The sequence below is a fragment of the Paenibacillus montaniterrae genome, assembly GCF_018403185.1.
Lineage (GTDB): Bacteria > Bacillota > Bacilli > Paenibacillales > Paenibacillaceae > Pristimantibacillus > Pristimantibacillus montaniterrae.
This window is the reverse complement of sequence record NZ_BOSE01000019.1, coordinates 19,225-33,099: the sequence shown is the minus strand read 5'-3', so window position 1 is coordinate 33,099 and position 13,875 is coordinate 19,225. Positions and strand designations below refer to the sequence as shown.

Below are 13,875 nucleotides of genomic sequence, written 5' to 3'. Positions count from 1 at the left end.
CTGAGCCAGGATCAAACTCTCCATGAAAGTTTGTCTTGCTCATTGTATTTCGCTTTTATCAATGTTGACCGACGGGGCGGCAACATTGATGGCAGTTCTTACTCGTTGTTCAGTTTTCAAGGATCAAATTTCGCTTCAAAATCCAATACGATTCATGAAGCTTTCTTGATGTTTTTTCATCGTCGCGCTTGCGGCGACAAGGAATAATATATCACATCTTGGTTACTCTTTGCAAGCTTTTTTTTCAAAAAGATAAAATTCATTTTCGAAAAATTCTTCAGCTGCTTCGGAGCGACAAGTAGTAATTTATCACAGATCGCCTATAGAAGTCAACAGTTTTTAACGAAAAAAGTCGAAGAAAATATGCTGCTGTAAAACTACAGCTGAAGGGACCAATAGATTAAAGCAACAACGACCATTTAGGCAGCATAAGCTGTGCAACTTATACTGCCACAGCATTATGCAGTGATGTATCGAAGTTCAATCACTTCATCAACCTGATCATTATTAAAGGCTGCAACCTCTTTTAATAGATGTCCTTGAACAAGCTTCTGCACCACTAGCGTGATGTCTTCTACGATATACTTCAGTCTTGGATGAGACTGAAGCTCATTAATGCTCCAGGACTCCTGCTTCTCCTGCATGACATCCAGCAAATATATACAGCAGCTTTTCATTTTGCTCATCGCTGAAAACTCGCAAGCAAGCATAACCAGCTCTACACGCTGTTCAATGGTTTCTGGACTTGCGATTAACTCCTCGTACAATTTGTAGATGCCGGGATGCACCTTTCTTAGCTGCTTCCATACGGTAAGCTCTGGATGTAGTCCTTCCTCAATCAATACGATGTGTGCCCAGTGATGGATAGCGACTAAAATTTGCGAGTATGCATCCAGCACATTCCCTTCCGTTAAATTGCGCTTAGCTTGAAATAGCGTTTCCAAAAAGCCGCAATACTCTTTGAGCTTGCGCTGGTTTCTCAATTCATCGGGAAACTTCAAAATATGCTGCTTTAACGCAAGCAGCGAGCCTTGACGATCTGCAATGATTTCACCTGAAATTAACCAATCCATCAAATGATAACGACTAACACTTGCCGCTGGATTTTCAATATCACTTTCGTGTACGGTTCGAATGAAGACTCGTTCATTTTCTATCTCTAAATGCTCCACCTTGCGAACGATAACGTCCAACGAGGATACGACTAATACATAGTAGACATATTCATTCGTATGAAACGGAAAACGTTCGGTGTTATGCATAAGCACAAGTCCTTGAACATCCGACCTTGCCTCATATCTTTCAAGTAAATGTTTTTTTATATCCTCCACTACTGCCTCCGTATAGCTTATCGTACAAAGATACGATATAATATGAAATTGCAGACATTAAAAATTGTTCGACAAGATTATGTTGATTCCTGCTCGATTTTGAAATGTTTTGTCATTTTCGCAATCAAATTTTGTTAAAATAAATGTACTCAGAAAGGAGTACCGCTGTGAAAAATCTATTTTTTAAAACTGCAAAAATTAATGAGTTTCGACTTTGGGGAATGATTTTTACGCTAGTCGGAATGGGGGTCATGATTCTTGGTACTGGTGGCATCCTTCTATTCGGAGATGTTGGGAAAATTGTGGCCGCAATCTTTCTTGTACTTGGCATGATTGCATTATTTATTAGTGTTGCCATTTACTTTTGGGCGGGCATGATGTCAACAAGCGCAACGATGCTGCAATGCCCAGAGTGCAACCGACCAACAAAAATGCTTGGCAAAACGGATCGCTGCATGTACTGCAAAACGATTTTGACATTAGACCCACAGCAAGCAACTACGATGCCTGAAGCGCAAAGTGTAGAGAAGGCATAGCTTCAATAAGCGTTTGCTACATAACAGTACAAAAATGGCGCTGCTTCCTGTAAGCAGCGCCATTTTTGTTAATCAGCTATAAAGTTATCAATGCTATTGCTCAAGCCCTTTTTCAATAACAGGCCATATTTCATTCTTGGCAAACGATCTTTGCCATGAGGCAACACCTGCAAGCTTATGCTTGTGCACGAGTGCAGTACGAGCCTTTATCGATGTTTCATCTTCGATCCAAATTCGCTGCTTGACGCCATCCTCTGTATACTCCACATAATTTTGACCGATTGAGTCATCATATTGGGGAGTAAGCTTGTGCTCAGCAATAATTTCATCAACCTTGGACATGCCAACAGCCTTGGAGCTTACCTTGACTGAACCATCGGACTGCGCTTCCTCTGACCAGATGCGAGTGTACAGCGGCATCCCCAAAACCAGCTTTTCTGAAGGGACTTGATCTTCTTCCAGTATTCGCAAAAGCGATTGCTCTACCCATGGCAAAGATGCAACTGAGCCTGCTTTAGGACTTGCTGCCCAGTGCTCGTCATAGGCCATGACCATCATATAGTCGACAAGCTTGCCAAGCGCCTCGCGGTCGATAAATAGCGACCACATTTCACTGTTCGACTTCGGTGTAACATCAATTGAAACGACAAGGCCCTGTTCATGCATAATAGGCATCATTTCTTTGACGAATTGCACCAAATTTTCCTTGTCTTCCGTATATACATTTTCAAAATCAATATTGATTCCATCAAGCTTATAAAGCTGTGCGAACGCAACAAGCTGCTGAATCATATAAAAGCGCTTCTCTGTGCTTGCCAGCACCTCGCTTGTTTGATCAGGCTCAAAGCCGTTGCTGAACAGCCCCCATATTTGATAGCCGCGCCCATGCGCCCATTCAACATATTCGTGAGTAGCCTTGCCCTGAATTGTTCCTTTTCCGTCTACCAGCTCAAACCAGGTCGGGCTTACGACATTAACACCTTCCATGGCAGGCATGCTCGACAGGTCAGGCTGCCTGTTATAAATCGCTTCCCAAACGAGATTGATCTTTTTGCCAGTCAAGTCATGCTTAAGTCCTTCGTACGGCTCTATGGATGGAGTGTACACGATTGGGTCCTGCGCACGCAAATGAGCGCTCTTGACATAGCCTTGTACACCGTCCATCGTCTGAACCTTGCTCCAGCTTTCTCCCTCTTCCCAAACCATAACGAGCTGATTAGCGCTCAGTTCCTTATAGTAAGGGCTTTTTATATGCGGTTCAGCTCGCAATGCCGTTCCTTTGCTTCGAGCAACAAGCGCAGTTTGCACGGTAAACTCAGGATCGTAAATCGCAATCACATCGCCATCCAGCTGCTGAATATGCAAGCCGTACAGCTGCTCAATGATCTCAGCAGGGATGTATACAGTATCATTTTCAACCTGAGCAGCAATGTTCAGCTCATAGCTTTTTTCATTCAATAGCGCATTCAACGATTCTGTCTTAAAGCGAAGCACCTTATCCAGCGTTGTCAGCACCAGCATATTGCTTTCCTGTTCATAGTAAATAGGCGAGTTATCCAACAGCTCATCAAGTAAAGGCAGCGGCAGCTTGACATGCTCGTCCTGAATGAAAGCGCCATGCTGCTGAAGAACACCATTATAATAAATGGGATGCTCAACCTCATAGGCAGCATCCCGCTGCTCAAAGGACGGAACAAGCTTCATATAGCCAACTACACAGGTTGCCGCCAACGCAAGTAAAAATATAAACCAGTTTAGTGATCCGCGTCGACGCCTTCGACGTGGTGGGTATTGCTGTGTCATGTCTCTTTCTCTCCAATTCTCTCCTAAATAAAAACGTGCAAACTCGCGATAATTCGCTGCGCTGCACGTTTATGTTTTCATTTTTCAATTGACAGCATCAATGCTCTAATTTTTTAGCAGTGCATGATTGACATAGTCCGTAAATTTCCATCCGGTGACCTTCGACAACGAAGCCGGTTGTTTCTGCTGCTGCCTGCTCTACTTCGAGCAGTGGCGGGTGTACAAAATCAACGATTGCTCCACAGCCCTTGCATATTGCATGATAATGATCTGATAAATCCGCATCGAAACGGCTGGAATCATCCCCATAGGTCAATTCACGCACAAGACCAGCTTCGACGAACAAGCGCAGGTTATTGTATATAGTAGCCACACTCATGCTTGGATAGGTCGGTGATAATGCTTTATAAATATCATCAGCAGTTGGATGGGACTTTGTATCCATCAGAAAGCTCAATATAGCGTGTCGCTGCGGGGTCATACGCACGCCGTTCGTTTTCAATTGTTCCAAAGCCAATTGTACGTTGGCAATCATTCCCCTCACGCCTTTCTCATTTGATAATAATTCTATTGTACGTTTTTTTCTAAAGTTTTGTCAACGAATCGGGGCAATCTCTCATTTTAGCAAAATATAGTGCGAAGCGTACAGCTCAACGCTGTAGATGGCTGCCCCACCGCGGTATTTTAGCTCTTTAAGCTGATTATGCAAAGACTGGCCGGAATTGATGTAACCAAACGATACCTTGGCGCTTAGCTCGTAGTCAGCCTGCTTTGGCAGCTCGAGCTTAATATTTCCAACCGTCGCATTCAAGCTTATATCGCCCTGCAATTGCTTTGTTTGCACCTCTATATCCCCATTTAGCGAGGTTGCTGCTACAGAACGAGCAGGAGCAATAATCGTAATATCGCCTTTTTTGCTTTGTGCGGTAATTGCTCCAACCATTTTGTTCATATAAATGGAGCCGCTTTTCGTATTCGCTTTGATGGCGCCAATTAACGAGTTCAATTGAATGGCCGCCGTATTGCTCTCAACCTCTAAAGCACCAGTCAGCACCAAATCACGAATGCTAATCGCCCCATGCTCAACCCGTACATCAGCATCCCGCAAAAAACGCTGCTGGCGGGGCAAAACAACCTTCAAATTCATCCGCGGATACTGGTTTAAGCGATATCGCGGCAAGGAGGTTACAATAGATATTTTCTGCTCAAAGCTAACGTCGATATTGCTCTGCTCCTTAACCTCCAACGCCTCCTGCTCGTTATCGCTATTGACATAGAGCACGGGAAATATCGTCATCTCCTCCACATCGTCGCTGCTGCTGATGCTGACATACCCGTTCAGATGACGGAGCTGAAGCGATGCAAAATCAGTGGTGGGCACTTTGACCGGCGGCAGCTCATAGCGATAACCGTACTCTCCATCAAGCTGCTCCTCATCTATAGTCGGCGCATGGAAGCTCTCCAAAAGCTGCGCGGGATAATGGCTATACTGAACAACGACGTAAGTGCTGGCGGCAAGCAATACCGTTACGATAACTCCCCAGCTATCAAGGCGATAGCCTGATTTCACCTCACGGCTATAGCGGTACAGCACAATTAGCGCCAACTCGATCAACAGTATAAATGGAACAGCCAGCAGCCAATTGCGCCACTGAATAGGCACCGTTTCCTGCAGCAGCAGCAAAATCATAAGCAGCAGCAGCGACAAGGCAGCACTAATTCGTATGAGATACAGCTTGCCATTGTTTCGCTTGCGCAAATGAAGCAAAAAGTATGCGGCGGTGCATATGAGCAGTGCGCTTGGATACAGCTTAATAATCGCTTGCTTGTACGGATACAAAACATCGAAAGGCAGCCACAATGCTGCAGCAGCAATCAGAAACCCGCTGGACAGCCAAAGCATAACTGGCGAAATATAAGAGTACCGATCCTGCAGCGCTTGCAGGCTATTAAAAATGGCATAGAAATAGTGGTAAGGAATAATCAGCATTAAATAAGCAACACTAACAGGCTGCTCGATCACAACCATATGTAACAATGTATATGCAAGTGTTACATGAAATAGAAAGCTGCTTATAATAAAGATTGCCTTATCCCATTTTCCAACCAGCCAATGCCCTAAGCCTGGCAAGATGATTGACAAGATTGCGATGAGCCATATCCTTCTGCCTACTCGTACTGAATCCAATGAATGCCCTCCACTTGCTTCAAATCATGCACAAATGAGACGATCGCCTCGTCGGATTTGCGCTCTATATCGACGTGAAGTGTAATCTCCACTCTTTTTTTCGCCAATTCGTCGTTAGATGCGGTCGTGCCCGCTTCCTCAAGATCGCCAACAGACAGCTTGTGCAGCGCAATGCTGTGAGCTTTAAGCTTCTGCTGCACATCGCTTAGCAGCGCGGCCTGGTCCGTGCATTTTATATGAATGATATATTGCTTTTTGTTGCGAATAAAACGCTGCTCCAGCTTGTTAAACAGCCAAAGCGTTAAAATAACCATCACTGTAACCGCGATCGAAGCAAAGTAAAAGCCTGCGCCTACCGCCAAACCTACTGCCGCGACAACCCAAAGCGAGGCTGCCGTAGTCAGTCCAGATATTTTTTTGCCCGTAAACAGAATCGTTCCCGCGCCGAGAAAGCCTACTCCTGTAATAACAGCCGCTGCAAGCCTTGCCGGATCGACGCGAACATTCCATTCGTTAACGAAATCTGAAAATCCGTAAATGGACAGAAGCATCATTAAGCAAGCGCCAACACAAACAAGTATGTTCGTGCGGAACCCCGCTGCATGCCTGTGCTGCTCCCGCTCAAAGCCAACAATTCCGCCCAGAACAAGTGCGATAACGAGCCTGATTAAAATTTCACTTTCACTGATGTACCAAGGGCTTTCCATAGCAAGTAGCATATAAGCACTCCCTTACATGAGATGATCATTGGCGCGCTCGCATATAGAGCTGCTGCGCGATCTCAATATGAAATCGCGCAGCAAACTATCTTACATATTATGCAATTTAGCAAAATACGATGCTTAAGATTTTAAGCGTTCAATAAGCAGCTTGTTGACCAGAGCCGGGTTCGCCTTGCCCTTCGTCTCCTTCATTAGCTGACCAACAAGGAAGCCGATCGCTTTTTCCTTGCCGGCACGATAATCCTCGACAGACTGCGGGTTGCGTTCAATAACGGCATCCACAATAGCCAGCAAGGCGCCTTCATCACTAATTTGTACCAGCCCTTGCTCCTCAACGATTTGCTGAGGCAGCTTGCCTGTTTCCAGCATCGTCTTGAATACAGTTTTGGCGATTTTGCCGTTAATTGTGCCTTTGCCAAGCAGCTCAAGCATTTCGCCTAGCCCTTGTCCAGTAAGACCAACATCCGACAGCTCTTTATTATTGGCATTCAAGTAGCCTAGCAGGTCGCCCATAATCCAGTTGGCAGCGCCTTTGGCATCCTTCGTATAATTCAAGCTTTCTTCAAATAGATCGGCAAGCTTCTTCGATGACGTGATGACCTCGGCATCATAGCTGGACAGCTCGTATTGCGATGTATAGCGTTCTTTTCTTGCATCCGGAAGCTCTGGAATGGTAGCACGAACCGCGTCCTTCCATTCCTGGCTAATATGCAGCTTAACAAGATCCGGGTCCGGGAAGTAGCGGTAGTCATGCGCTTCTTCCTTGCCGCGCATCGAGAAAGTCTTGCCGGATGCGTCGTCATAACGACGTGTTTCCTGTACAACCTCGCCGCCTGCATCCAAAATTTCCGCCTGGCGCAGCTGCTCATATTCCAGACCACGCTGCACGTTGCGCATCGAGTTCATATTTTTCAGCTCGGCGCGCGTGCCAAATTCCTTTTGTCCATATGGACGCAAGCTGATATTGGCATCACAGCGCATGCTGCCTTCTTCCATCTTTACATCCGATACTTCACAGTACAGCATAATGGAACGAAGCTTCTCCAAATAAGCCTTCGCTTCTTCAGGCGTGCGAATATCCGGCTCGGATACAATTTCAATCAAAGGCGTACCGACACGGTTAAAGTCAACAAGCGAAGCATAGCCGCCATCAATATGCGTCAGCTTGCCTGCGTCCTCCTCCAGGTGCACGCGAGTAATGCCGATTCGCTTTGTTTCTCCGTCGACTTCAATGTCAATATAACCGTGCTCGCCAATTGGCTGATCGTATTGTGAAATCTGATACGCCTTTGGCGAGTCCGGATAGAAATAGTTTTTACGGTCAAATTTGCTTACGTCAGCAATTTGACAATTCAAAGCCATCGCTGCCTTCATCGCATATTCAACTGCTTGGCGATTAAGTACAGGCAGAACGCCTGGATGCCCTAGGCAGACCGGGCAAGTATGTGAGTTCGCAGGAGCGCCGAATTCAGTTGAGCAGCCACAAAAAATTTTACTATTCGTATGCAGCTCAACGTGAACCTCCAGGCCTACGACCGTTTCATATTTGTTCGTAGTCATATTCATCTATCCTTTCGTCATCACGCAGAGCTATAGCGAAGGGCGCTGCTTATGAAATTCAGTATTTGCTTCAAACGCATGAGCTGCGCGCAATACAGTTGATTCATCAAATGCTTTGCCGATAATTTGCATGCCGATTGGCAAGCCATCAGCTTGTCCGCAAGGTATGCTGATCGCTGGAATACCTGCAAGCGAAACCGGAATGGTACAAATATCGTTCAAATACATCGTTAGCGGATCGCCCACCTGCTCGCCGATACGGAATGCTGTTGTTGGCGCAGTCGGTCCGATCACAAGATCATATTTTTCAAAAACTTGATCAAAATCCTGCTTGATCAGCGTACGCACCTTCTGTGCTTTCAAGTAGTACGCATCATAATAGCCGGAGCTAAGCGCGTACGTCCCCAGCATAATGCGGCGCTTCACTTCTGGACCGAAGCCCTGTGAGCGTGATTTGCGATATAGATCAAGCAGATTTTCAGGATTTTCGGCACGCACGCCATAGCGTACACCGTCAAAGCGTGCAAGATTGGAGGATGCCTCGGAAGAAGCAAGCAAATAATAGGTTGCAATCGCATATTCGGTATGCGGCAGAGAAACCTCTTCCCAAACTGCTCCCAGCGACTCGTACGTTTTCAGTGCGTTCATAACCGCTTCCTTAACGCGTGGGTCGATGCCTTCACCCAAGTACTCCTTCGGTACAGCAATGCGCAACCCTTTTACATCACCCGTCAATGCCTCGCTGTAGTTAGGAATCACCACATTGGCAGAGGTTGAGTCCTTCTCATCATAGCCGGCAATTGCCTGCAGCACATGCGCGGCATCCTCGACATTTTTCGTTAGCGGACCGATTTGATCAAGCGAGGAAGCAAAGGCTACGAGGCCGAAACGCGAAACAAGTCCGTAGGTAGGCTTCAAGCCAACGATCCCGCAATAAGCAGCAGGCTGGCGAATCGAGCCGCCTGTGTCCGAGCCAAGTGCGAAATAGACTTGTCCAGCAGCTACTGCTGCCGCAGAACCACCGCTTGAGCCGCCAGGCACGTAGTCAGGGTTCCAAGGGTTGCGAGTAGGGAAATAGCTGGAGTTCTCATTTGAGCCGCCCATTGCAAACTCGTCCATATTCAGCTTGCCAATCGTTACCGTACCAGCAGCACGCAGCTTGCGTGTTACAGTCGCATCATAGATTGGATTGTAGTTTTTCAAAAATTGGCTGGCACAGGTTGTAAGCAGGCCCTCTGTTACAATATTATCTTTAATACCCGCAGGCAAGCCAAACAGCGCACCCTGCGCTTCTCCGTTTGCCAGCTCCTGATCAAGCTTGCCAGCTTGCTTGCGAGCCTCATCCTCATTCAGCGTAATAAACGCCTTTAGCGTATCGTCTGTTTCGGCGATACGCTTGTAGGAAGCATCCACCAATTCCGTTACGGAAAGCTCCTTGCTTCTTAGCTTTGCTCCTACTTCCTGTAAACTTAATTCAAAAGGTAACAACAGAAGTTCCTCCCTTCACTTTCTCTCTTATTCAATGACCGCTGGCACTTTAATTTGGTCGTCTTCTTCATCCGGCGCATTCAGCAGTACCTTCTCAATCGGCAAGGACTCCTTCTGAACATCATCACGCATCACATTTACAAGCTCAAACACATGGCTGGTTGGCTCGACATTATCCGTATCAAGCTCATTCAGCTTTTCCGCATATTTCAAAATTGCATTGAGCTGCTCGGTGAACTGAGCTTTTTCAGCATCTGAAAGCTCCAAGCGTGCAAGATTGGCTACATGTTCAACATCCTTCAACGTTATGCTCATTCGACTACTCTCCTTAATCCTTCGTTAGGCTTTCGCTATTACGAATTCCGCTGATGATGCATACAGCATCATCTTATGTACATTCACGCCTTATATTATAGCCTGCATGGGACTAATATAGCAATGTTCGAGGTTAAGAGGAAGTTTAAAAAGCTGGGCTTTGATGACGATGCGACGCTTCGCAGTGGATTCGACGGCGAATCTTGGACGCTAGCGAAAATTCCGGTGCTCACGTAGCAGGTGCCTACGCTGCGCTCCTCATTTTCTACTAGCGTCCAAGCTTCTTGGTCCTGAAAGCCCAGCTTTTTAAACCTCATTGGTAGAGGAAGTTTAAAAAGCTAGGCTTTGATGACGATGCGGCTTCTTCGTAGCATGGTCGGCGGCGAATCTTGGACGCTAGCGAAAGCTTAGGCTTCAGATGTATGTTTCCGCCGGAAACATTGGAGGTGCTCACGTAGCTGGTGCCTACGCTGCGCTCTCATTTTCTACTAGCGTCCAAGCTTCTTGGTCCAACCAAAAAAAACTCCAGCGGAGGAGCAAAGCAATCCGAAAAACGTAGTGGGTCGCCTTTAACATCATAATGCAACCTTAAAAATTAAATAAGAGCATTACGATTTAAAAAGCGACTGGAGGATGCTTTGCTCCGCAGCGCTGAAGCTACTTAAAGCTTTTTTTCAACATCGAAGCCTGAAAGCCAAAAAAAGCTCCAGCGGAGGAGCAAAGCATCCGAAAAACGTAGTGGGTCGCCTTTAACATCGTAATGCAACCTTAAAAATTAAATAAGAGCATTACGATTTAAAAAGCGACTGGAGGATGCTTTGCTCCGCAGCGCTGAAGCTACTTAAAGCTTTTTTCAACATCGAAGCCTGAATGCCACAAAAGAAAACTCCAGCGGAGGAGCAAAGCGGTCCGAAAAACGAATGTGGGTCGCCTTTAAACCCTTATGCTACAACTAATCCCAAATATAAGCATAAGGGTTTAAAAAGCGACTGGAGGACCGCTTTGCTCCGGAGCGCTGAAGCCAGCTTTGTTGCTAGATCCAGGCTTTTAAATTAATTTGACGAATAAACTCCTCGCCTGTCATTGGAGCAGCTTCTGCTTCTTCATGATTATCCTCGGCTTCGCCGTTCATAATATAATGGAATAATTTCTCGTTGTGTGTTGCGAGTGCATAATCTATCAATGCTTCTTTTTCTATCTTTTCTGCTTCTTGCTTCAGAAGGACAGACTCAAGCTCGATATCTTCCTCAGGTACAGCAAAATTACGATTCAGTGCAGGAACACGTACAACATAATCAAAAACATTATCCGCGTTTCGATCATACGCGATGATGTACCCATACTCACCGATCGGCAGCTTCTGCTCGAACTGATCCTCTACAAACACGACTTTAGATCCAAGTGGTAACATCAACATCAACCCCTATGTTTCGCACATGCGATGCTATGTGATATGCCTATTATCCTACTAAACTTTCTAGCATCTGTCTATGTTTGCTGCTGATATTGTGCGATTTCATTATGTTTTGCTTACGATTTCTTCTCGTCTCGGAGAATTTGCCCAACCTCTTGCTCAATGATTGGCGGAAGCTTTAACTGCGATTGGCCGACCTGCGACAAAAGCAGCTTTGTAAACTCGTCGCCCACATCCTGTTGCTTCTCCTTAATAATCGAAATTTCTTTGTGAAGCCGTTCCATTTGCTGGTCAAGCAAATTGGCTGCATCGGCCGCCTGCTTCAGCTCCTTCGTTAAATGAGGAGGAACCGCTTCGTCATACTTGTAGAATATTTTATGCTCCAGGCTTGCCCAGAAGTCCATAGCAATTGTACGAATTTGAATTTCAACACAAACAATTTCGCGCCCTGTTGTCATGACGACCGGAACACCTGCAATTAAATGCAAGCTGCGATAGCCATTAGGCTTAGGATCTTTAATATAATCCTTTTCTTCATAAATCTCTACATCAAAATGCTGCTCCAGCATTTCCTTTATACGATATATGTCAGATATAAATGAACATGTGATGCGAATGCCGGCAATATCTTTAATTCCGTTGCGAATGCTGTTCACCGAAAATGGCAGCTGCTTGCGCTGAATTTTGCCGATTATGCTTTCGAAGGACTTCACGCGAGATTTTGTATGCTCAATTGGGCTGTAATCATGCAGCAATTGAAATTCTTCCTTCAATATTTCAATTTTAGTTTCAAGCTCGTTTAAGGCAAATTGGTACATCATCATGATGCGAGTTACTTCTTCACGCAACCGTTTAAATTGCTCGACTTGATTGGAAATCATCTGATAGTTTTCCATCTGTTTTCTCCTCACTTGTCCTACTTTTACAATAGCCTACGAAAAAGCTTGTTATGTTTATTGTATACGAATGCTGCATTCAGGTGCAAATAACCCGGAACTTCCCGTTCGTCCTGCTGCTTTCATCTACCTATGATATAAATTAAAGCTGTATTCATCTTTTTTTCATGTTCGGAGAACAATATGTAACAAAAGCTCTTGTCGAATAATAACTGCTAATGTAGAATCTACAAGGATATTATATTATAAAGGAGCAACGATCATGCGCAAAACAATTGGCGTTAACGAAAGGCCAGCGCTTCCGATGTCATTGATGCTCGGATTGCAGCATTTATTTGCAATGTTTGGTTCAACTGTGCTTGTCCCGAATCTTCTCGGGGTTGATCCAGCCATCTGTCTTTTAATGAACGGCATCGGTACGATCCTTTACATCTTTATCTGTAAAGGCAAAATTCCTGCTTATCTTGGTTCAAGCTTTGCTTTTATCGCACCAGCTTCAGCAATCATTACGAAGGAGGCGGGTGGCGGCTATGCTGAGGCGCTTGGCGGCTTTATCGTAGTCGGTCTTATCTTTACGATTGTTGCTCTCATTATTGCGAAGGCAGGCACGAAATGGATCGATGTCGTCTTCCCACCAGCAGCAATGGGTGCCATTATTGCAATTATCGGACTGGAGCTTGTACCAGTAGCAGCAGGTATGGCTGGCTGGATTAATGATGATCCGACTGATCCTACATGGACAATGGATCCTAAAACCGTCATTCTGTCAACAGCTACTTTGCTTGTGACGGTATTTGGCTCAGTTCTATTCCGTGGTTTTCTTCGTATCATCCCGATCCTGATCGGCATCATTTTCGGCTATGTGCTTTCCATTATTATGAGAATGGACGATTTCAAGGGATTAAGTGACGCTCCATTCTTCAGCTGGCCAACGGTCACGACACCAGAGTTCAACTGGGTAGCCATCGCAACAATTGCTCCTGCGGCGCTTGTCGTTATTGCCGAGCATATCGGCCATCTCGTCGTAACAAGCAATATTGTCGGCAAAGATTTATCGCAAGATCCTGGCTTGCATCGCTCACTGCTTGGCAACGGGATTTCCACAATCATTTCAGGCTTTGTCGGCTCTACACCGAATACTACATATGGTGAAAACATTGGTGTACTTGCTATTACACGCGTATTTTCTACCTTTGTAATTGGCATCGCTGCCGTTATTGCAATTCTGCTATCATTCCTTGGCAAATTCTCCTGGCTGATCGCCCATATTCCAGAGGCGGTTATGGGCGGCGTATCGCTGCTGCTGTTCGGAGTTATTGCCGCATCAGGCTTCCGCATGCTGATCGAATCGAAGGTGGATTATTCCAAGCCGTCTAATATGTTCTTGACTACGGTCATCCTTGTTGTCGGCTTGAGCGGCGTTACATTAACAATCGGCGACTTTCAAATGAAAGGCATGTCGCTGGCTACAATTGTCGGCATTGCGCTCAGCCTTTTGTTCAAGCTGTTCGACATGCTCAAGGTTTCCAATGATTATGAGGAGGCAGGCCATTAACGTTGCCTGACGTTTTTCAAAATATGTAATTGACATTACAGACCCGAATTCAATTTAGAGCTAAAGT

General features: G+C 45.6%; 13 protein-coding genes. 3 read left to right on the top strand and 10 right to left on the bottom strand.

What is annotated here, in order from left to right; translation table 11 throughout:
* Positions 1 to 207 (top strand): hypothetical protein (locus tag KJS52_RS26770; RefSeq protein WP_213520673.1); only part of this gene is annotated, 207 nt, incomplete at its 5' end.
* A 251-nt stretch (positions 208 to 458) separates the two neighbouring features.
* Here the strand turns inward: KJS52_RS26770 and KJS52_RS26765 are convergent.
* Positions 459 to 1,331 carry a nucleotidyltransferase-like protein gene (locus KJS52_RS26765; RefSeq protein WP_213520671.1) on the bottom strand — a complete coding sequence of 291 codons (873 nt, stop codon included), beginning with the start codon at positions 1,329 to 1,331 and terminating at the stop codon, positions 459 to 461.
* A 167-nt stretch (positions 1,332 to 1,498) separates the two neighbouring features.
* Here KJS52_RS26765 and KJS52_RS26760 point away from each other — a divergent pair, with 167 nt between their 5' ends.
* Positions 1,499 to 1,867 (top strand): DUF2614 family zinc ribbon-containing protein, encoded by a 369-nt coding sequence (locus KJS52_RS26760; RefSeq protein ID WP_246563958.1) that lies wholly within the window; start codon positions 1,499 to 1,501, stop codon positions 1,865 to 1,867.
* A gap of 93 nt (positions 1,868 to 1,960) precedes the next feature.
* Here KJS52_RS26760 and KJS52_RS26755 read toward each other — a convergent pair whose 3' ends face one another.
* The 9 genes from KJS52_RS26755 to KJS52_RS26715 form a co-directional block, all read right to left on the bottom strand.
* The gene (locus tag KJS52_RS26755) at positions 1,961 to 3,670 is read right to left on the bottom strand and encodes a glycosyl hydrolase family 18 protein (RefSeq protein WP_213520668.1); all 1,710 of its coding nucleotides are present in this window, start codon (positions 3,668 to 3,670) and stop codon (positions 1,961 to 1,963) included.
* 97 nt (positions 3,671 to 3,767) lie between these two features.
* Positions 3,768 to 4,205: a peroxide-responsive transcriptional repressor PerR gene (perR, locus tag KJS52_RS26750; protein ID WP_213520666.1), complete on the bottom strand. Its 438-nt coding sequence runs from the start codon at positions 4,203 to 4,205 to the stop codon at positions 3,768 to 3,770.
* A gap of 81 nt (positions 4,206 to 4,286) precedes the next feature.
* Positions 4,287 to 5,858 (bottom strand): DUF4097 family beta strand repeat-containing protein, encoded by a 1,572-nt coding sequence (locus KJS52_RS26745; RefSeq protein ID WP_213520664.1) that lies wholly within the window; start codon positions 5,856 to 5,858, stop codon positions 4,287 to 4,289.
* On the bottom strand, positions 5,840 to 6,565 hold the full coding sequence (locus KJS52_RS26740; protein WP_213520679.1) for an MgtC/SapB family protein: 726 nt from the start codon (positions 6,563 to 6,565) through the stop codon (positions 5,840 to 5,842). Before KJS52_RS26740 ends, KJS52_RS26745 begins: the two co-directional genes overlap by 19 nt.
* 135 nt (positions 6,566 to 6,700) lie before the next feature.
* The gene (gene gatB, locus KJS52_RS26735; RefSeq protein ID WP_373871395.1) at positions 6,701 to 8,140 is read right to left on the bottom strand and encodes an Asp-tRNA(Asn)/Glu-tRNA(Gln) amidotransferase subunit GatB; all 1,440 of its coding nucleotides are present in this window, start codon (positions 8,138 to 8,140) and stop codon (positions 6,701 to 6,703) included.
* A 30-nt stretch (positions 8,141 to 8,170) separates the two neighbouring features.
* Entirely contained in the window at positions 8,171 to 9,628 is a 1,458-nt protein-coding gene (gatA, locus tag KJS52_RS26730) for an Asp-tRNA(Asn)/Glu-tRNA(Gln) amidotransferase subunit GatA (protein ID WP_213520661.1), read from the bottom strand.
* A 27-nt stretch (positions 9,629 to 9,655) separates the two neighbouring features.
* Complete coding sequence (gene gatC / locus KJS52_RS26725; protein WP_213520659.1) at positions 9,656 to 9,943, bottom strand: Asp-tRNA(Asn)/Glu-tRNA(Gln) amidotransferase subunit GatC; 288 nt, start codon at positions 9,941 to 9,943, stop codon at positions 9,656 to 9,658.
* Positions 9,944 to 10,976: 1,033 nt separating this feature from the next.
* Positions 10,977 to 11,354: an ATPase gene (locus KJS52_RS26720; protein ID WP_213520657.1), complete on the bottom strand. Its 378-nt coding sequence runs from the start codon at positions 11,352 to 11,354 to the stop codon at positions 10,977 to 10,979.
* 119 nt (positions 11,355 to 11,473) lie between these two features.
* Positions 11,474 to 12,253 carry a GTP pyrophosphokinase gene (locus tag KJS52_RS26715; protein WP_373871394.1) on the bottom strand — a complete coding sequence of 260 codons (780 nt, stop codon included), beginning with the start codon at positions 12,251 to 12,253 and terminating at the stop codon, positions 11,474 to 11,476.
* A gap of 262 nt (positions 12,254 to 12,515) precedes the next feature.
* Here KJS52_RS26715 and uraA point away from each other — a divergent pair, with 262 nt between their 5' ends.
* The gene (gene uraA / locus KJS52_RS26710; RefSeq protein ID WP_213520655.1) at positions 12,516 to 13,808 is read left to right on the top strand and encodes a uracil permease; all 1,293 of its coding nucleotides are present in this window, start codon (positions 12,516 to 12,518) and stop codon (positions 13,806 to 13,808) included.
* Positions 13,809 to 13,875 lie beyond the last annotated feature (67 nt).